This is a genomic window from Streptomyces sp. NPDC014764 (assembly GCF_043082785.1).
GTDB classification, from domain to species: Bacteria; Actinomycetota; Actinomycetes; order Streptomycetales; family Streptomycetaceae; genus Streptomyces; species Streptomyces althioticus.
In genome coordinates, this window is record NZ_JBIBXY010000018.1 from 100,199 (window position 1) to 119,323 (window position 19,125).

Genomic DNA, 19,125 nt, shown 5'->3' on the forward strand with positions numbered 1-19,125 from the left:
GCCGTCACCACCCGGCCGACGGGCCCGTCAGCTCCCGCACGGCGGGCCGCGCCGCGTCCAGCACGGTCATGAACCATGCCGAGAAGGCGTCCTTCGCGTGCCGCTCCGCCAGGTCCTCCGGCGTCACGAACGCCGTGGCGGCGACCTCGTTCCCGTCGGGCCGCACCGACGACTGCACCATGCCGACGAAAAGGTGGTTGTACTCCTGCTCCACCAGGCCCGAGGCCGGGTCCGGGTGGTTGTAGCGGACCGTGCCGGCCTCCGCCATCAGCGACGGCGACACCCCCAGCTCCTCGTACGTCCGCCGGGCCGCCGCCGCGAACGGCGCCTCGCCCGGGTACGGGTGGCCGCAGCAGGTGTTCGACCACACGCCGGGGGAGTGGTACTTGCCGAGCGCCCGCTGCTGGAGCAGCAGCCGGCCGCGCTCGTCGAACAGGAACACCGAGAAGGCCCGGTGCAGCTTCCCCGGCGGCTGATGGGCGGAGAGCTTCTCCGCGGTGCCGACCGTCACGCCGTCCTCGTCGACCAGTTCCAGCAAAATCGGCTCGGCGGTGCCGCTCGACGGGCTGTTCGTCGCGGTGGCAGGTGTGATCGGCATACCCATCCTTCACTCGGTGTTCGCGCCCCAGTCTGCCGCACGAATCCGGCACTCCCGGCACTCCGGTCCCCTCCCGCATGTCCCGCCCCCGGCGCGACGGGCGGTGGGGACGGCACCGGACCCGCGTTCATCGTGCCCGTGACGGGCGTCGAAAACGCGCGTGCACGGCACTCGCCGGCGCCTGTCGGAACAGGGAGACGCCGTCACCGGGGCGGAAGGCTGCGTTCCCCGGCGCGTGGGCGCACTCGGGGGCGTGCGCGGCCCCCCGCGCGACACCTAGGTGCCGAGTGACACCGGTGGATCGGGAGGATCCGGGCGCCTCAGTGGCACAGCCGCGCCTCGTGCTCCGCGTGCCCGCTGGGCTCCAGCTGGAAGGTGCAGTGCTGCACGTCGAAGTGGTCGCCCAGGCAGTCCTGCAGTTCGTGCAGCATCTTCTCGTGCCCTATCGCGTTCAGCGTGTCCGCGCTGACCACCACGTGCGCGGAGAGCACCGGCATCCCCGAGGTGATCGTCCAGGCGTGCAGGTCGTGCACGTCCTCCACCCCCGGCGTGTTCAGGATGTGCGCCCGCACCTCGGCCATGTCCACGCCCTTGGGCGCCGCCTCCAGCAGCACGTCGAGCGTCTCCCGCAGCAGCTTCAGCGTGCGCGGCACGATCATCAGCGCGATGACCAGGGAGGCGATCGGGTCGGCGGCCGTCCAGCCGGTGGTGACGATCACCAGCGCGGCCACGATCACCGTGACCGAGCCGAGCGCGTCCGCCGCCACCTCCAGGAAGGCGCCGCGCACGTTCAGGCTCTCCTTCTGCCCCCGCATCAGCAGCGAGAGCGACACCAGGTTGGCGGCCAGGCCGATAGCGCCGAACACCATCGCCAGGCCGCCCTCGGTGGCCGCGGGCGTGATGAACCGCTGCACCGCCTCGTACAGCACGTAGCCGCCGGCGCCGAGCAGCAGCAGGCAGTTGGCCAGCGCCGCGAGGATCTCCGCGCGGGCCAGCCCGAAGGTGCGCCGCTCGCTCGGCGGGCGGCCCGCGAAGTGGATGGCGAGCAGCGCCATGCCCAGCCCCAGGGCGTCGGTCGCCATGTGGGCGGCGTCCGCGACCAGGGCGAGCGAGTCGGCCAGCATGCCGCCGACGATCTGCACGACCATGACGAAGACCGTGATCGCCAGCGCGATCCGCAGTCTCCCCCGATAGGCCGCGCTGACCGTGCCACCGGGCGGCGCCCCGTGCGCGTGCCCGTGACCGTGGCCTGCCCCCATACCTGCCGCCGCCCTTCCGTCGCGCCCGTGCCGCTGCCCTTCCGGAGCACAGTGAACTACGGGGCAGGGGTATCAGGCAACGCGGCACTGAACACCGTTGTCATGTGCCCTGACCTGCGGAAACGATCCGCAGGTCAGGCCTGCGGCGCGCCCTGGAGAAGCTGCCAGCCCTGCCAGGCCGACTCGACCATCTCGCGCACCGAACGGCGTGCCGTCCAGCCCAGGCGCTCGCTCGCGAGGGCGGCCGAGGCCACCGCGCGGGGCGGGTCGCCGGGGCGCCGCGCCTCGACCACCGGAGTGCGGGTGTCGCCGGTGACCTCTCCGACGACCGTGATCAGCTCCCGGACGGAGACGCCCTCGCCGCGTCCGACGTTCAGCGTCAGATCGCCGTCGACGCCGCCCTCCGCCAGCGCGCGCACCGCCGCGAGGTGCGCGTCCGCGAGGTCCGCCACGTGGATGTAGTCCCGGATGCAGGTGCCGTCCGGGGTGGGGTAGTCGTCGCCGAAGATGCGCGGGGCCTCGTCGCGGGTGAGCCGGTCGAAGACCATCGGCACGATGTTGAAGACGCCGGTGTCGGCCAGCTCGGGGGCCGCCGCGCCCGCGACGTTGAAGTAGCGCAGGCACACCGTGTCGATGCCGTGCGCGCGGCCCGCCGCCCGCACCAGCCACTCCCCGGCGAGCTTGGTCTCGCCGTAGGGGTTCACGGGGGCGCAGGGCGTGTCCTCCGTGATGAGGTCCACGTGCGGGTCGCCGTAGACGGCCGCGGACGAGGAGAAGACGAAGCGCCGCACGCCCGCCTCCGCGACGGCGTCCAGCAGGGCCGCCAGACCGCCCAGGTTCTCCCGGTAGTACCGGGTCGGCTGGGCCACCGACTCCCCGGGCTGCTTGCGCGCGGCGAGGTGCAGCACGCCGGTCGCGCCGTGCTCGGCGAGCACCTTGGTCAGCAGCTCGCCGTCCAGCGCCGAGCCCCGGACCAGAGGGACGCCCTCGGGCAGCCGCGCCGGGACCCCGGCGGAGAGGTCGTCCAGCACGACGACCCGCTCCCCGGCGTCCGTCATGGCCCGCACCACATGGGCCCCGATGTATCCGGCTCCGCCGGTGATCAGCCACGTCATGGTGGTCCACCCTAAGGCGAGCCACCGGCGCGGTTTGTGAGCCGGGGCCGGTATCCCCGATGATGAGCGCGGCAGGAGCGGGCCAACCGCGTCGGTCCGGCCGCCGAACAGGCGGTGAACGCGGGCTTCCGTGTATCCGATAGCCTCTGCCGACATGCCGCCCGCAGGGCCTCCGTACGGGCGCATCACCGTGTACATCACCGGCGTGGACGCGTCGCCCCCCAGGGAGTGAGTTTTCGGTTGCCGACCGCCATCGTCACCGGCCCCCCGGTCCCCGGCTCGTCACTCGAGGGCGACCTGCGCTCCCTCGGCTTCGACGTGCGGACCGCCGCCGGCGCCGCGGAGGCCGAGACGCTGCTCGCCGAGGTCCCCGGGGAGGAACGCGTAGCCCTGGTCGACACCCGGTTCGTCGGACACGTGCACGCCCTGCGGCTCGGTCTGACCGACCCCCGCTTCCCGCTCTCCGCCGTTCCCGGAGCCGTCGCCGCCCAGCGGACCGGCCGTCAGGCCCTGACCCGCGCGATGGCCCGCGAGAACTCCGCGACCGGGCAGGGCGCGGGCAACGGCACCCTCGTCGAGGGCCTCCCGGACCGGGTCACCGCCGCCCTCGACACCGACGTGCACCGCCCCGAGCTCGGCAGCCTCGTCGCCGCCGTGCCCGCCGACCCGCAGGCCCGCAACGAGGCCCGGCAGGCCGTCGCGGCCGTGGACGAGGAGGCCGTACGCCTCAGGTCCGCCGTCAAGGCCCGCGACGGCTTCTTCACCACGTTCTGTGTCAGCCCCTACTCGCGCCACCTCGCGCGCTGGTGCGCCCGCCGCGGACTGACCCCCAACCAGGTCACCACCGCGTCCCTGCTCACCGCGCTGATCGCGGCCGGCTGCGCCGCCACCGGCACCCGCGCGGGGTTCGTCGCCGCCGCCGTGCTGCTCCTCGGCTCGTTCGTACTGGACTGCGCCGACGGCCAGCTCGCCCGCTACTCGCTGCAGTACTCCACGCTCGGCGCCTGGCTCGACGCCACGTTCGACCGGGCCAAGGAGTACGCCTTCTACGCGGGCCTCGCCCTCGGCGCGGCCCGTACCGGCGACGACGTCTGGGCCCTGGCGCTCGGCGCCATAATCCTCCAGTCCTGCCGGCACGTCGTCGACTTCTCCTTCACCGAGGCCGGGGCCGGCGCCGCGGGGGGCCCTGCCGCCTCCCTGTCGGGCCGCCTGGACCGCGTCGGGTGGACGGTCTGGGTGCGCCGCATGATCGTCCTGCCGATCGGCGAGCGCTGGGCGCTGATCGCCGTCCTCACCGCGGCCACCACCCCCCGCGTCACCTTCTGGGTGCTGCTCGCCGGCTGCGCCTTCGCCGCCGCGTACACCACCGCCGGACGCGTCCTGCGTTCCCTGCGCGGCGGCCGGTCGGAGGACCGGGCCGCCCGGGCCCTGGCCGACCTCGCCGACGGCGGACCGCTCTCCGAACTGCTCCGCCGCCCCTGGGCCCGCGGCGGTGCGGCCGTCGCCGCGCTCGGCGCGGTGCTGGTGACGGGCTCCGCCCTCGTGTGGGGCGCCGGATGGCAGACCGTCCTGGCCGCCGTCGCCTACGTGATCTGCTCCGCCGCCGCCGTCGCCCGCCCCCTCACCGGCCGTCTCGACTGGCTCGTCCCCCCGCTGTTCCGCGCCGCCGAGTACGGAACCGTCCTGGTCCTGGCGGCCGACGCGGAGGTGAACGGAGCCCTTCCCGCGGCCTACGGACTGGTGTCCGCGGTCGCCTACCATCACTACGACACGGTCTACCGCATCCGCGGCGACGCGGGCGCGCCCCCGCGCCTGCTGGTGCGGGCGATCGGGGGGCACGAAGGTCGCACGCTGGCGGTCGCCGTCCTGGCGGCCGTGCTCACCGCGTCCGGATTCACCGTCGCGCTCACGGCCCTCGCCGTGGCCGTGGCTCTCGTGGTGCTCGCCGAGAGCATCCGCTTCTGGGTCGCCGCCCACCGGGGTGGCGCGCCCGCCGTACACGACGAAGGAGAACCCGCATGATCGGCCTCGTGCTGGCGGCCGGCGCCGGCCGGCGTCTGCGCCCCTACACCGACACGCTGCCCAAGGCGTTGGTGCCGGTGGGGCCCGCGGGCATAGAAGGGGAGCCCACGGTCCTGGACCTGACGCTCGCCAATTTCGCGGAGATCGGGCTGTCCGAGGTCGGTGTCGTGGTCGGGTACCGCAAGGAGGCCGTGTACGAGCGGCAGGCGGCGCTGGAGGCGAAGTACGGGCTGAAGCTGACGCTCATCGACAACGACAAGGCGGAGGAGTGGAACAACGCCTACTCGCTGTGGTGCGCGCGGGACGCCCTGAAGGACGGTGTGATCCTCGCGAACGGCGACACGGTGCACCCGGTGTCGGTGGAGCGGACGCTGCTTCAGGCGCGGGGTGACGGCAAGCAGATCATCCTGGCGCTGGACACGGTGAAGCGGCTCGCCGACGAGGAGATGAAGGTCGTCGTGGACCCGGAGAAGGGGATGCGGCGGATCACGAAGCTGATGGACCCGGCCGAGGCGACGGGCGAGTACATCGGCGTGACGCTGATCGAGGGCGGGGCCGCCGAGGCGCTGGCGGACGCTCTGAGGGCGACCTTCGAGCGGGACCCGCAGCTGTACTACGAGGACGGCTACCAGGAGCTGGTCAACCGGGGCTTCCGGATCGACGTGGCGCCGATCGGCGACGTCCCGTGGGTCGAGATCGACAACCACGACGACCTCGCCCGCGGACGGGAGATCGCGTGCCAGTACTGACCCGGCTCATCCCCTCGCCGGTCGTCGTCGACATCCGTCCCGGCGCCCTCGACGACCTGGCCTGCGTCCTCGCCGACGAGCGCATCTCGCAGTCCGGCCGGCTCGCCATCGCCGTCAGCGGCGGCTCCGGCGCCCGGCTGCGCGACCGCGTCGCGCCGTCGCTGCCCGGCGCCGACTGGTTCGAGGTCGGCGGCGGCACCATCGACGACGCGGTCCGGCTGGCCGGCGCCATCCAGGGCGGCCGCTACGACGCGGTCGTCGGCCTCGGCGGCGGGAAGATCATCGACTGCGCCAAGTTCGCCTCGGCGCGCGTCGGCCTGCCCCTGGTCGCGGTCGCCACCAACCTGGCGCACGACGGCCTGTGCTCGCCGGTCGCCACCCTCGACAACGACGCCGGCCGCGGCTCCTACGGCGTGCCGAACCCGATCGCGGTCGTGATCGACCTCAACGTCATCCGTGAGGCCCCGGTCCGGTTCGTCCGCTCGGGCATCGGCGACGTCGTCTCCAACATCTCCGCCGTCGCGGACTGGGAGCTGTCCCACCGCGTCAACGGCGAGAAGGTCGACGGACTCGCCGCCGCCATGGCCCGCCAGGCCGGCGAGGCCGTGCTGCGGCACCCGGGCGGCGTCGACGACGACAGCTTCCTCCAGGTGCTCGCCGAGGCCCTGGTCCTCACCGGCATCTCGATGTCCGTGTCCGGCGACTCCCGGCCCTCCTCCGGCGCCTGCCACGAGATCAACCACGCCTTCGACCTGCTCTACCCGCAGCGCGCCGCCGCCCACGGCGAGCAGTGCGGACTGGGCGCCGCCTTCGCGATGTACCTGCGCGGCGCGCACGAGGAGTCGGCGGCCATGGCCGAGGTGCTGCGCCGGCACGGGCTGCCGGTGCTCCCCGAGGAGATCGGGTTCTCCGTCGACGAGTTCGTCCGCGTCGTCGAGTACGCCCCCGAGACCCGCCCCGGCCGCTTCACCATCCTCGAACACCTCGCCCTGACCACCGAACAGATCAAGGACGTCTACGCCGACTATGTCAAGGCCATCGGTAGCTGAACTCCGTCCGGTCGTGCACCCCGCGGGGGTCAAGGACCGGCGCAGCGGTGAGCACTGGATGGGACGCCTCTACATGCGCGAGGTGTCCCTGCGGGTCGACCGCTACCTGGTGAACACCCGGGTCACCCCCAACCAGCTCACGTATCTGATGACCCTCTGCGGTGTCCTCGCGGCCCCCGCCCTCCTGGTGCCCGGCATCACGGGCGCGGTCCTCGGGGTGGTCGCGGTCCAGCTCTACCTGCTGCTCGACTGCGTCGACGGCGAGATCGCCCGCTGGCGCAAGCAGTACTCCCTCGCCGGCGTCTACATGGACCGCGTCGGCGCCTACCTGACCGACGCCGCCGTGCTGGTCGGCCTCGGCCTGCGCGCCGCCGACCTGTGGGGCACCGGCCGCATCGGCTGGCTGTGGGCCTTCCTCGGCACCCTCGCCGCGCTGGGCGCGATACTCATCAAGGCGGAGACCGACCTGGTCGGAGTCGCCCGCCACCAGAACGGCATGCCCCCGGTGAAGGAGTCCGCCTCCGAGCCGCGCTCCTCCGGCATGGCGCTCGCCCGCAAGGCCGCCGCCGCCCTGAAGTTCCACCGGCTGATCCTGGGCATAGAGGCGTCCCTGCTGATCCTGCTCCTCGCGATCCTCGACTCCGCCCGGGGCGACCTGTTCTTCACCCGCCTCGGCACCGCCGTCCTGGCCGGGATCGCCCTGCTGCAGACCCTGCTGCACCTCGTGTCCGTCCTCGTCTCGAGCAGGCTGAAGTGAGCGCGGGCATGAAGGTCGGCGCGGTCATCATCACCATGGGCAACCGCCCCGACGAACTGCGGGCCCTGCTCGACTCGGTCGCCAAGCAGGACGGCGACCCGGTCCAGGTCGTGGTCGTCGGCAACGGCTCGCCCGTGCCCGACGTCCCCGAGGGCGTCAGGACCGTCGAGCTGCCCGAGAACCTCGGCATCCCCGGCGGACGCAACGTCGGCATCGAGGCGTTCGGCCCCAGCGGCCGCGACGTGGACATCCTGCTCTTCCTCGACGACGACGGCCTGCTCGCGCACACCGACACCGCCGAACTGTGCCGGAAGGCGTTCACCGAGGACCCCTCGCTCGGCATCATCAGCTTCCGCATCGCCGACCCGGACACCGGCGTCACCCAGCGCCGGCACGTGCCCCGGCTGCGCGCCTCCGACCCGATGCGCTCCTCCCGCGTGACCACATTCCTCGGCGGCGCCAACGCGGTGCGCACCCAGGTCATCGCCGAGGTCGGCGGCCTGCCCGGCGAGTTCTTCTACGCACACGAGGAGACCGATCTGGCCTGGCGCGCCCTCGACGCCGGCTGGATGATCGACTACCGGTCCGACATGGTGCTGTACCACCCGACGACCGCCCCCTCGCGGCACGCGGTGTACCACCGCATGGTGGCCCGCAACCGCGTCTGGCTCGCCCGGCGCAACCTGCCCGCCCCGCTCGTCCCGGTGTACCTGGGCGTGTGGCTGCTCCTCACCCTCCTGCGCCGTCCCTCGGGCCCCGCCCTCAAGGCGTGGTTCGGCGGCTTCAAGGAGGGCTGGACCTCGCCCTGCGGACCCCGCCGCCCCATGAAGTGGCGTACGGTGTGGCGGCTGACCCGACTGGGCCGGCCTCCGGTGATCTGACAAGCTTCGAGTCCGGGGATCCGGCCCCACCCGGTCCCCGGCTCCCGGAAGGCCCGCGCGGGCCACGCACATCGAGGACGAAAGACGATCCACCCGTGAGTGAGACTACGCACGACGGCACGGTCGCGGTCGGCGCGCCCGTGTCGCCCGACGAGGGCCTTACGGCGGCCGAGCTGGCCGCCAAGTACGGGCTGTCCGTCAGCGGCGCCCGCCCGTCCCTCGGCGAGTACGTCCGTCAGCTGTGGGGGCGGCGGCACTTCATCCTGGCCTTCTCCCAGGCCAAGCTGACGGCCCAGTACAGCAAGGCGAAGCTGGGCCAGCTGTGGCAGGTGGCGACACCGCTGCTGAACGCGGCCGTGTACTTCTTCATCTTCGGCCTGCTGCTCGGCGCCCGGCGCGGCATCCCGAGCGACGTCTACGTGCCGTTCCTGGTGACCGGCGTGTTCGTGTTCACCTTCACGCAGAGCTCCGTGCTGGCCGGTGTCCGGGCGATCTCGGGCAACCTCGGCCTGGTGCGGGCGCTGCACTTCCCCCGGGCGTCGCTGCCGGTCTCGTTCGCGCTCCAGCAGCTCCAGCAGCTGTTGTTCTCGATGATCGTCCTGGTCGTCGTCATGGTGGCGTTCCGCAGCTATCCGGACCTGTCGTGGCTGCTGGTGGTGCCGGCGCTGGCGCTGCAGTTCGTCTTCAACACCGGCCTCGCGCTGATCTTCGCGCGGATGGGCAGCAAGACCCCCGACCTGGCGCAGCTGATGCCGTTCGTGCTACGGACCTGGATGTACGCGTCCGGGGTGATGTTCTCCATCCCCGCGATGCTGGAGGACAAGAACGTGCCGTCCTGGGTGGCGGACGTGCTCCAGTGGAACCCGGCCGCGGTCTACATGGACCTGGTGCGGTACGCGCTGATCGACAAGTACGACTCGTCCTACCTGCCACCGCACATCTGGGCGTTCGCGCTGGGATGGGCGGTGCTCGCCGGACTGGTCGGCTTCGTCTACTTCTGGAAGGCAGAGGAGAGGTACGGCCGTGGCTGACGACAAGACGGGCGCCCGGGTGCCCACCGTCATCGCGGACGACCTCCACATCGTCTACCGCGTGAACGGCGCCCGGTCGGGCAAGGGCAGCGCCACCGCGGCGCTCAGCCGGATCCTCAAGCGCGGCGGCGAGGAGCGGGGCGTGCGCAAGGTGCACGCCGTGCGCGGAGTGTCCTTCGTGGCGTACCGCGGCGAGGCCATCGGCCTGATCGGTTCCAACGGCTCCGGCAAGTCGACCCTGCTGCGCGCCGTCGCCGGACTGCTGCCCGCCGAGCGGGGCAAGGTCTACACCGACGGCCAGCCGTCCCTGCTCGGCGTGAACGCGGCCCTGATGAACGACCTCACCGGCGAGCGGAACATCATCCTCGGCGGGCTCGCGATGGGCATGTCCCGCGAGGAGATCAGGGAGCGCTACGAGGACATCGTCGACTTCTCCGGGATCAACGAGAAGGGCGACTTCATCACGCTGCCGATGCGGACCTACTCCTCCGGCATGGCCGCCCGCCTGCGGTTCTCCATCGCGGCCGCCAAGGACCACGACGTCCTGATGATCGACGAGGCGCTGGCCACCGGTGACCGGAAGTTCCAGAAGCGCTCCGAGGCCCGCATCCGCGAGCTGCGCAAGCACGCCGGCACGGTGTTCCTGGTCAGCCACAACAACAAGTCCATCCGCGACACCTGCGACCGGGTGCTGTGGCTGGAGCGCGGCGAGCTGCGCATGGACGGGCCGACGGACGAGGTGCTGCGCGAGTACGAGAAGTTCACGGGCAAGTAGCCCGCTCGGCCCTGGGCCCCGCCGGAACGGTCCGGCGGGGCCCCGCGTCTGCAAAAGATGCGTCAACTCCTCGTGCACGGTGGAATCTTGACGCCCGTCGATGTGTTGTCGTGGAGCGCGGAAGACCCCCGTCGAGGAACGGCGCGTTGTACAACGTAAGCTGTACGGGTCCCCGAAAGGCGGCAATCAGGGCCATACTGCCCGACACCATTCCTCGGCGCCGTCGGGTGGACGCCTGGGCGGCGTGTCCGAAATAGTGTGAATTGGGTCAGCAGTGTAGAACGGGAGATGTGACGGCAATGGCTTCGGAGACTCCCCGGCTGGACTCAGCATGCGCCGTCCTCTCCCCGGGCAGTCCGCGATGACGGCCGCAGACCGGGCGCGCCCCGGCGACCTCGAACGGGCCACCCTCGACAAGGCCGCCGCCGAGAACTTCCCGGTGGCGCCCTTCTTCCTCCCCAGGGCCTGGCGCGACGACCTCATGGCCGTCTACGGCTTCGCCCGTCTGGTCGACGACATCGGTGACGGCGACCTCGCCCCCGGCGGGGCCGACGCCCGCGCCCTCGGCGTCCCCGACGACGAGGCCGGCGACCGCCTCACCCTCCTCGACGCCCTGGAAGCCGATCTCCACCGCGTGTTCGACCCGACAGGGCCGGCCCCCCGTCACCCCCTGCTGCTCCGCCTGGAGCCCACGGTCCTCCGCCGTGCGCTGACCCCCGAGCCGTTCCTCGGGCTGATCGCCGCGAACCGCCAGGACCAGCTGGTCACGCGCTACGAGACCTACGACGACCTGCTCGCCTACTGCGAGCTGTCGGCCAATCCGGTCGGCCGCCTCGTGCTCGCCGTCACCGGGACCGCCACACCGGAGCGCATCCGCCGCTCCGACGCGATCTGCACCGCCCTGCAGATCGTCGAGCACCTTCAGGACGTCGCCGAGGATCTCGGCCGCGACCGCATCTACGTGCCCGCCGCGGACATGAAGCGCTTCCACGTCCAGGAGGCCGACCTCGCCGCGCCCACCGCCGGCGCCTCGGTGCGCGCACTCGTCGCGTTCCAGGCGCAGCGCGCCCTCGACCTGCTGGACGAGGGCGCACCCCTGGTGGGCAGCGTCCGGGGCCGGCTCAGACTCCTGCTCGCGGGGTTCGTGGCGGGAGGAAGGGCGGCCGTCCGCGCGATCGCGGCCGCCGACCACGACGTACTTCCCGGCCCGCCCAAGCCCGGCACGCTGCAGCTGCTGCGCGAGGCGGGCGTGACTCTGCGAGGAAAGGGGTGATCCGGACCGTGGAGTCCCAGCCATCCGCGTCCGCACCGGTACTCGCCGCCTACAGCTACTGCGAGACGGTCACCGGCCAGCAGGCGCGCAACTTCGCCTACGGCATCCGGCTGCTGCCGACGCCCAAGCGGCGCGCCATGTCGGCCCTGTACGCGTTCTCCCGGCGGGTCGACGACATCGGGGACGGCACGCTCCCCGAGGACGTCAAGGTCACCCGCCTCGAGGAGACCCGGGCGCTGCTCACCCGGATCCGGGAGGGCGCGGTCGAGGAGGACGACACCGACCCGGTCGCCGTCGCCCTCTCGCACGCCGCGGCGCAGTTCCCGATCCCGCTCGGCGGCCTGGACGAACTCATCGACGGCGTCCAGATGGACCTGCGCGGCGAGACGTACGAGACCTGGGACGACCTGAAGGTCTACTGCCGGTGTGTCGCCGGCGCCATCGGTCGGCTCTCCCTCGGCGTGTTCGGCACCGAGCCCGGCGCGCGCGGCGTGGAACGCGCCTCCGAGTACGCCGACACGCTGGGTCTGGCGCTCCAGCTGACCAACATCCTGCGCGACGTCCGCGAGGACGCCGAGAACGGGCGCACCTACCTGCCCGCCGACGACCTCGCCAAGTTCGGCTGCTCCGACGGCTTCGCCGGACCGACACCGCCTCAGGGCTCGGACTTCGCGGGCCTGGTCCACTTCGAGGTGCGCAGGGCCCGCGCCCTCTTCGCCGAGGGCTACCGGCTGCTCCCCATGCTCGACCGGCGCAGCGGCGCCTGCGTCGCCGCCATGGCCGGCATCTACCGCCGTCTCCTGGACCGCATCGAGCGCGACCCCGAGGCCGTGCTGCGCGGCCGGGTCTCCCTGCCCGGCCGGGAGAAGGCGTACGTGGCGGTGCGCGGCCTGTCCGGCCTCGACACCCGGCACGTCACCCGCCGCACCGTAGGGAGGCGCGCCTGATGGACACCCCGCACCAGGACGGAAAGCGGCGGGCAACCCTCCGCCGCGCCCCCGCGTCCCTCACCGGGACGGCCGGCCGCGTACCTGTCGCGCGGCCCGGCCGGGCAGGGGAGGGCGCATGAGCCACGGCACACGCTCCGAGCGGGCCCCGCACACGGACGGCCCGGTCCCGCCGGGACGCCACGCCGTCGTGGTCGGCGGCGGACTGGCGGGCACCACCGCCGCCCTCGCCCTCGCCGACGCGGGAGTGCGCGTCACCCTGCTCGAAGGACGGCCGCGCCTGGGCGGACTCGCCTTCTCGTTCCAGCGCGGCGACCTGACCGTCGACAACGGCCAGCACGTCTACCTGCGCTGCTGCACCGCCTACCGCTGGTTCCTCGACCGCATCGGGGGAGCCGCTCTCGCCCCGCTGCAGGACCGCCTCGACGTGCCCGTGGTCGACGCGGACCGCCCCGAGGGCCGGCGGCTGGGACGGCTGCGGCGCGACCCGCTGCCGGTACCCCTCCACCTCGGCCGCAGCCTCGCCGCGTACCCCCACCTGTCGCTCGCCGACCGGGCGAAGGTGGGCCGTGCCGCGCTGGCGCTGAAGGGCCTCGACCTCGACGACCCCGCCCTGGACGAGCAGGACTTCGGCAGCTGGCTCGCCGCCCACGGCCAGTCCCCGCGTGCCGTCGAAGCACTGTGGGACCTGGTCGGCGTCGCCACCCTCAACGCCGTCGCGGGCGACTCCTCGCTGGCGCTCGCCGCGATGGTGTTCAAGACCGGCCTGCTCTCCGACCCCGGCGCCGCCGACATCGGCTGGGCCCGGGTGCCGCTCGGCGACCTGCACGACCGGCTCGCCCGTGAGGCCCTCGACGCCGCCGGTGTACGCACCGAGACCCGCACCCGCGTCAGCTCCGTGCGCGCCGACGGCGACGGCGGCTGGAGCGTCGGCATCCCCGGCGAGACGCTCCGCGCCGACGCCGTCGTCCTCGCCGTGCCCCAGCGCGAGGCGTACGACCTGCTGCCGGCGGGCGCGCTCGACGACCCGGACCGGCTGCTCGGCATCGACACCGCCCCCATCCTCAACGTGCACGTCGTCTACGACCGCACGGTGCTCACCCGGCCCTTCTTCGCCGCGCTCGGCACTCCCGTGCAGTGGGTCTTCGACCGCACCGACGCCTCCGGACTGCGCCACGGCCAGTACCTGGCGCTGTCCCAGTCTGTCGCCCACGACGACATCGACGCGCCCGTGGCCGACCTGCGAGAGAGGTACCTGCCCGAACTGGAGCGGCTGCTGCCGCGCACCCGCGGAGCCGGGGTCCTCGACTTCTTCGTCACCCGGGAGCGCACCGCGACCTTCGTTCCCGCCCCCGGCGTCGGACGCCTCAGGCCCGGCGCCCGCACCAAGGCACCCGGCCTCTACCTGGCCGGAGCGTGGACCGCCACCGGGTGGCCCGCGACCATGGAGAGTGCGGTCCGCAGCGGCGTCGGCGCGGCGGACGCCGCGCTCGGCGCCCTCGGCCGGCCCCGCCCGCGCCACCTCTTCGCGCTCGAGGAGGCCGCCTGATGCTGCAGCGGAGCGGCGCGGCAGGTCCCCGCACCCCCGGTACCGCAACAAGAGGAGAGACTGTGCCCACTGTGCCCCCGGCCTCGCAGGCCGCTCGAAGGACCGCGGTGGACGTGTCCGCGCTCCTGGAGCGCGGCCGGACCCTGGCCTCGCCGGTACTGCGGGCGGCCGTCGACCGCCTGGCACCTCCCATGGACACGGTCGCCGCCTACCACTTCGGCTGGATCGACGCCCAGGGCCGGCCCGCGGACGGCGACGGCGGCAAGGCCGTGCGCCCCGCCCTCGCCGTGCTGTCCGCCGAGGTCACCGGCGCCGCCCCGGAGACCGGCGTGCCCGGAGCGGTCGCCGTCGAGCTGGTCCACAACTTCTCGCTGCTGCACGACGACCTGATGGACGGCGACGAGCAGCGCCGGCACCGCGACACCGTCTGGAAGGTGCACGGCCCCGCCCAGGCCATCCTGGTCGGCGACGCCCTGTTCGCCCTGGCCAACGAGGTGCTGCTGGAACTCGGCACCGTCGAGGCCGGCCGCGCCGCGCGCCGCCTCACCCGGGCCAGCCGCGCGCTGATCGACGGTCAGGCCCAGGACATCTCCTACGAGCACCGCGACCGGGTCAGCGTCGAGGAGTGCCTGGAGATGGAGGGCAACAAGACCGGCGCCCTGCTCGCCTGCGCCAGCTCCATCGGCGCGGTCCTCGGCGGCGCCGACGAGCGCACAGCCGACGCCCTGGAGCGCTACGGCCACCACCTGGGCCTCGCCTTCCAGGCGGTCGACGACCTGCTCGGCATCTGGGGCGACCCGGAGTCCACCGGCAAGCAGACCTGGAGCGACCTGCGCCAGCGCAAGAAGTCCCTCCCGGTCGTGGCCGCGCTCGCCGCGGACGGCCCGGCCGCCACCCGGCTCGGCGAGATCCTCGCCGCCGACGCCAGGAGCAGCGACTTCGCGAACTTCTCCGAGGAGGAGTTCGCGGCCCGTGCCGCCCTCATCGAGGAGGCCGGCGGCCGTGAGTGGACCGCCGAGGAGGCACGACGCCAGCACACCATCGCCATCGAGGCCCTCGACGTCGTGGACATGCCCGACCGGGTGCGGGAACAGTTCACGGCGCTCGCGGACTTCGTCGTCGTACGAAAGAGATGATCACTATCGGTCGAATAGCCCTCGCGTAGTCGCCGGCCGGTGGGGAGCACCCCCCACCGGCCGACGGCGGACCCACAGCAGACGCACCACTTGCAGGACTGCACGAAGGGGAAGCCATGACAGCGACGACCGACGGAAGCACCGGGGCGGCCTCGCCGTCCCGGCTCACCGCGGCCAGCGAACACGACACCGACAGCCCCGAGGCGGCCGGGGTACCCGACATCGCCGCCCGCGCCGTGCGGCGCGCCACCGAATTCCTGCTGTCCCGTCAGAGCGACGAGGGCTGGTGGAAGGGCGACCTCGAGACCAACGTCACGATGGACGCCGAGGACCTGCTGCTGCGTCAGTTCCTCGGCATCCGCGACGAGGACACCACCCGCGCCGCCGCCCTGTTCATCCGCGGGGAGCAGCGCGAGGACGGCACATGGGCCACCTTCTACGGCGGCCCCGGCGATCTCTCCGCCACCGTCGAGGCGTACGTCGCGCTGCGGCTGGCGGGTGACGCCCCCGACGCCGAGCACATGGCGAAGGCCTCGGCCTGGATCCGGGAGCGGGGCGGCATCGCCGCGTCCAGGGTCTTCACCCGCATCTGGCTGGCCCTGTTCGGCTGGTGGAAGTGGGACGACCTGCCCGAACTGCCGCCCGAGCTGATCTGGTTCCCCACCTGGGTGCCGCTCAACATCTACGACTTCGGCTGCTGGGCGCGGCAGACCATCGTGCCGCTCACCATCGTCTCCGCCGAGCGGCCGGTGCGCCCCGCCCCGTTCCCGCTGGACGAGCTGCACACCGACCCGGCGAACCCCAGCCCTACCCGGCCGCTCGCCCCCGTGAACACCTGGGACGGCGCCTTCCAGCGGCTCGACAGGGGCCTGCACAAGCTGCGCCGGGCCGTCCCGCGCCGGGTGCGCCGCGCCGCGATGAACGCCGCCGCCCGCTGGATCATCGAACGGCAGGAGAACGACGGCTGCTGGGGCGGCATCCAGCCCCCCGCCGTGTACTCGGTCATCGCCCTGCACCTGCTCGGCTACGACCTCAACCACCCGGTGATGCGTGCCGGTCTGGAGTCCCTGGACCGGTTCGCCGTGTGGCGCGAGGACGGCGCCCGGATGATCGAGGCCTGCCAGTCCCCGGTGTGGGACACCTGCCTCGCCACCATCGCGCTGGCCGACGCGGGCGTGCCCGCCGACCACCCGCAACTGGTCAGAGCCGCCGACTGGATGCTCGGCGAGCAGGTGGTGCGGCCCGGCGACTGGTCCGTGCGCCGGCCCCATCTCCCGCCGGGCGGCTGGGCGTTCGAGTTCCACAACGACAACTACCCGGACATCGACGACACCGCCGAGGTGGTGCTCGCGCTGCGCCGGGTCAAGCACCACGACCCGGAGCGGCTGGACAACGCCGTCGGGCGCGGGGTGCGCTGGAACCTCGGCATGCAGTCGAAGAACGGAGCCTGGGGCGCCTTCGACGTCGACAACACCAGCCCGTTCCCCAACCGGCTGCCGTTCTGCGACTTCGGCGAGGTCATCGACCCGCCGTCGGCCGACGTCACCGCGCACGTCGTGGAGATGCTCGCCGTCGAAGGGCTCGCCCAGGACCCCCGCACCCGGCGGGGCGTCGAGTGGCTCCTCGCCGAACAGGAACCGGACGGCTCGTGGTTCGGCCGCTGGGGCGTCAACTACATCTACGGCACCGGCTCCGTGGTCCCCGCCCTGACCGCGGCCGGCATCCCCACGTCCCACCCCGCGATCCGGCGTGCCGTGGCCTGGCTGGAGAAGGTGCAGAACGACGACGGCGGCTGGGGCGAGGACCTGCGCTCGTACCGGTACGTCAAGGAGTGGAGCGGCAAGGGCGCCTCCACCGCTTCCCAGACCGCCTGGGCGCTGATGGCGCTGCTCGCGGCGGGGGAGCGGGACTCCGAAGCGGTCGAACGGGGAGTCGCCTGGCTGGCGAACACCCAGCGGGAGGACGGCTCCTGGGACGAGCCGTACTTCACGGGCACCGGCTTCCCCTGGGACTTCTCCATCAACTACCACCTCTACCGGCAGGTGTTCCCGCTCACCGCGCTCGGCCGGTACGTCCACGGCGAGCCGTTCGCCGCGGGCCCGGCCGAGGCGACGGCCGGCTCCGCGCAGGCGCTCGCCGACGCGAAGGGCAGCTGATGAGCGGCCGGCCCGCCCCCGCCCCGCTGCTGATCGCCTGCGCGCTCGGCATCGAACAGTTCGCGCTGCGCAGGCGCGAGCGCACCACCCCGGGCGGGCCGGTCACCGTGCTGCGCACCGGCATGGGACCGGCGGCGGCCGAGCGGTCCGTCACCCGGGTGCTCGCCGACCCGGCGCTGCACCAGGCCGCCGTCCTCGCCACCGGCTTCTGCGCGGGCCTCGCCCCCGGCATGCACCCCGGCGACCTGGTCGTCGCCGAGGAGACCCGGGACCCGCGCGGCACCGTGCCGTGCGTCGGCACCGAACTGCTGGTGAAGGCGCTGATGCGTGCGGTGCCCGGACGCACCGTGCACACCGGCCCCCTCACCGGCTCCGAACACGTCGTCCGCGGCCACGAACGCTCCGACCTGCTCGCCACCGGCGCGATCGCGGTGGACATGGAGTCGGCCGCCACGCTCCTGAGCGCCGTCCGTGCGGCCGAGCGCCCGGTTGCGGCCGTCCGGGTGGTCGTGGACGCTCCTGAACACGAACTCGTTCGCATCGGCACGGTCCGCGGTGGAATATCGGCTTTCCGTGTCCTTCGTTCCGTACTCCCGGCTTTCTATGAATGGCACCGTTCCTTGCTGCTCCCCAGGAGGTGAGCCAGATGGCCATGCCGCTGCGTCAGTCCATCAAGGTCGCTACATACTTGGCCGAACAGAAGCTCCGCAGGCGGGACAAGTTCCCGCTCATCGTCGAACTGGAACCGCTCTTCGCCTGCAACCTCAAGTGCGAGGGATGCGGCAAGATCCAGCATCCGGCCGGTGTGCTCAAGCAGCGCATGCCCGTCGCGCAGGCCGTCGGCGCCGTCCTGGAGTCCGGGGCGCCCATGGTGTCGATCGCCGGCGGCGAGCCCCTGATGCACCCCCAGATCGACGAGATCGTGCGTCAGCTGGTGGCCCGCCGGAAGTACGTCTTCCTGTGCACCAACGCGCTGCTGATGCGCAAGAAGATGGACAAGTTCACCCCCTCGCCGTACTTCGCGTTCGCGGTGCACATCGACGGGCTGCGGGAAAGGCACGACGAGTCCGTCGCCAAGGAGGGCGTGTTCGACGAGGCCGTGGAGGCCATCAAGGAGGCCAAGCGGCGCGGCTTCCGGGTCACCACCAACTCGACGTTCTTCAACACCGACACCCCGCAGACCGTCGTCGAGGTGCTCAACTTCCTCAACGACGACCTCAAGGTCGACGAGATGATGATCTCGCCCGCCTACGCCTACGAGAAGGCGCCCGACCAGGAGCACTTCCTGGGCGTGGAGCAGACCCGCGAGCTGTTCCGGAAGGCCTTCTCCGGCGGCAACCGGCGCCGCTGGCGGCTCAACCACTCCCCGCTGTTCCTCGACTTCCTCGAGGGCAAGGTGGACTTCCCGTGCACCGCGTGGGCGATCCCCAACTACTCCCTGTTCGGCTGGCAGCGCCCCTGCTACCTGATGAGCGACGGCTACGCGCCGACCTACCGGGAGCTCATCGAGGACACCGACTGGGACCAGTACGGCCGCGGCAAGGACCCGCGCTGCGCCAACTGCATGGCGCACTGCGGCTACGAGCCCACCGCCGTCCTCGCCACCATGGGCTCCCTGAAGGAGTCCCTGCGCGCCATGCGCGAGACCGTCTCGTCGAACAGGGAGTGACACCGATGACCGCAGTCTCCCTGGGCCTCCCCGAGGTCCCGGCCACGCTCGCCTTGCGCCGGAGGAGCCGGCAGATCCAGGTCGGCTCCGTGGCGGTGGGCGGGAACGCTCCGGTGTCGGTGCAGTCGATGACGACGACGCGGACGTCGGACATCGGTG

The 19,125-nt window shown here is 72.6% G+C and carries 18 protein-coding genes and 1 pseudogene; 16 read left to right on the forward strand and 3 right to left on the reverse strand.

Going from position 1 to position 19,125, the window contains the following annotated elements:
• Nucleotides 1-4: 4 nt before the first annotated feature.
• The 3 genes from idi to galE form a co-directional block, all read right to left on the reverse strand.
• A complete protein-coding gene (gene idi / locus ACF1AG_RS29495; RefSeq protein ID WP_359602742.1) occupies nucleotides 5-598 on the reverse strand; it encodes an isopentenyl-diphosphate Delta-isomerase in 594 nt (197 codons plus the stop codon).
• A gap of 320 nt (nucleotides 599-918) precedes the next feature.
• Nucleotides 919-1,857 (reverse strand): cation diffusion facilitator family transporter, encoded by a 939-nt coding sequence (locus tag ACF1AG_RS29500; protein WP_387797517.1) that lies wholly within the window; start codon nucleotides 1,855-1,857, stop codon nucleotides 919-921.
• A 134-nt stretch (nucleotides 1,858-1,991) separates the two neighbouring features.
• Entirely contained in the window at nucleotides 1,992-2,972 is a 981-nt protein-coding gene (galE, locus tag ACF1AG_RS29505; protein ID WP_391810666.1) for a UDP-glucose 4-epimerase GalE, read from the reverse strand.
• Between the two features lie 240 nt (nucleotides 2,973-3,212).
• Between galE and ACF1AG_RS29510 the strand changes: the two genes are divergently transcribed.
• The 16 genes and pseudogenes from ACF1AG_RS29510 to ACF1AG_RS29585 form a co-directional block, all read left to right on the forward strand.
• Complete coding sequence (locus ACF1AG_RS29510) at nucleotides 3,213-4,994, forward strand: DUF5941 domain-containing protein (RefSeq protein ID WP_391810667.1); 1,782 nt, start codon at nucleotides 3,213-3,215, stop codon at nucleotides 4,992-4,994.
• The gene (locus tag ACF1AG_RS29515; RefSeq protein WP_391810668.1) at nucleotides 4,991-5,743 is read left to right on the forward strand and encodes a sugar phosphate nucleotidyltransferase; all 753 of its coding nucleotides are present in this window, start codon (nucleotides 4,991-4,993) and stop codon (nucleotides 5,741-5,743) included. Before ACF1AG_RS29510 ends, ACF1AG_RS29515 begins: the two co-directional genes overlap by 4 nt.
• Entirely contained in the window at nucleotides 5,731-6,792 is a 1,062-nt protein-coding gene (locus ACF1AG_RS29520) for an iron-containing alcohol dehydrogenase family protein (RefSeq protein ID WP_048460824.1), read from the forward strand. Before ACF1AG_RS29515 ends, ACF1AG_RS29520 begins: the two co-directional genes overlap by 13 nt.
• Nucleotides 6,793-6,805: 13 nt before the next feature.
• Nucleotides 6,806-7,549: a CDP-alcohol phosphatidyltransferase family protein gene (locus tag ACF1AG_RS29525; protein ID WP_391810669.1), complete on the forward strand. Its 744-nt coding sequence runs from the start codon at nucleotides 6,806-6,808 to the stop codon at nucleotides 7,547-7,549.
• Between the two features lie 8 nt (nucleotides 7,550-7,557).
• A complete protein-coding gene (locus ACF1AG_RS29530) occupies nucleotides 7,558-8,430 on the forward strand; it encodes a glycosyltransferase family 2 protein (RefSeq protein ID WP_370405441.1) in 873 nt (290 codons plus the stop codon).
• A 95-nt stretch (nucleotides 8,431-8,525) separates the two neighbouring features.
• Nucleotides 8,526-9,461: an ABC transporter permease gene (locus tag ACF1AG_RS29535; protein WP_370405438.1), complete on the forward strand. Its 936-nt coding sequence runs from the start codon at nucleotides 8,526-8,528 to the stop codon at nucleotides 9,459-9,461.
• Nucleotides 9,454-10,236 carry an ABC transporter ATP-binding protein gene (locus ACF1AG_RS29540; RefSeq protein WP_391810670.1) on the forward strand — a complete coding sequence of 261 codons (783 nt, stop codon included), beginning with the start codon at nucleotides 9,454-9,456 and terminating at the stop codon, nucleotides 10,234-10,236. The genes ACF1AG_RS29535 and ACF1AG_RS29540 overlap by 8 nt, the downstream gene beginning before the upstream one ends.
• A gap of 361 nt (nucleotides 10,237-10,597) precedes the next feature.
• Nucleotides 10,598-11,509 carry a squalene synthase HpnC gene (gene hpnC / locus ACF1AG_RS29545; RefSeq protein ID WP_391810677.1) on the forward strand — a complete coding sequence of 304 codons (912 nt, stop codon included), beginning with the start codon at nucleotides 10,598-10,600 and terminating at the stop codon, nucleotides 11,507-11,509.
• The gene (gene hpnD / locus ACF1AG_RS29550) at nucleotides 11,506-12,456 is read left to right on the forward strand and encodes a presqualene diphosphate synthase HpnD (protein WP_359602725.1); all 951 of its coding nucleotides are present in this window, start codon (nucleotides 11,506-11,508) and stop codon (nucleotides 12,454-12,456) included. Before hpnC ends, hpnD begins: the two co-directional genes overlap by 4 nt.
• Nucleotides 12,456-12,578, forward strand: a complete 123-nt coding sequence (locus ACF1AG_RS29555; RefSeq protein ID WP_359602723.1) for a DUF6380 family protein — start codon at nucleotides 12,456-12,458, stop codon at nucleotides 12,576-12,578. Before hpnD ends, ACF1AG_RS29555 begins: the two co-directional genes overlap by 1 nt.
• Nucleotides 12,575-14,005 carry a hydroxysqualene dehydroxylase HpnE gene (gene hpnE / locus ACF1AG_RS29560; RefSeq protein WP_391810671.1) on the forward strand — a complete coding sequence of 477 codons (1,431 nt, stop codon included), beginning with the start codon at nucleotides 12,575-12,577 and terminating at the stop codon, nucleotides 14,003-14,005. The genes ACF1AG_RS29555 and hpnE overlap by 4 nt, the downstream gene beginning before the upstream one ends.
• Nucleotides 14,006-14,076: 71 nt before the next feature.
• Nucleotides 14,077-15,141, forward strand: a complete 1,065-nt coding sequence (locus ACF1AG_RS29565; protein ID WP_359602765.1) for a polyprenyl synthetase family protein — start codon at nucleotides 14,077-14,079, stop codon at nucleotides 15,139-15,141.
• Nucleotides 15,142-15,257: 116 nt separating this feature from the next.
• The gene (shc, locus tag ACF1AG_RS29570; RefSeq protein WP_391810672.1) at nucleotides 15,258-17,297 is read left to right on the forward strand and encodes a squalene--hopene cyclase; all 2,040 of its coding nucleotides are present in this window, start codon (nucleotides 15,258-15,260) and stop codon (nucleotides 17,295-17,297) included.
• Complete coding sequence (locus tag ACF1AG_RS29575) at nucleotides 17,297-17,938, forward strand: 1-hydroxy-2-methyl-2-butenyl 4-diphosphate reductase (protein ID WP_359602718.1); 642 nt, start codon at nucleotides 17,297-17,299, stop codon at nucleotides 17,936-17,938. The genes shc and ACF1AG_RS29575 overlap by 1 nt, the downstream gene beginning before the upstream one ends.
• 5 nt (nucleotides 17,939-17,943) lie before the next feature.
• Nucleotides 17,944-18,966, forward strand: a complete 1,023-nt coding sequence (gene hpnH / locus ACF1AG_RS29580) for an adenosyl-hopene transferase HpnH (RefSeq protein ID WP_391810673.1) — start codon at nucleotides 17,944-17,946, stop codon at nucleotides 18,964-18,966.
• Nucleotides 18,967-18,971: 5 nt separating this feature from the next.
• Nucleotides 18,972-19,125: pseudogene (locus tag ACF1AG_RS29585) on the forward strand (4-hydroxy-3-methylbut-2-en-1-yl diphosphate synthase); the annotation flags it as partial.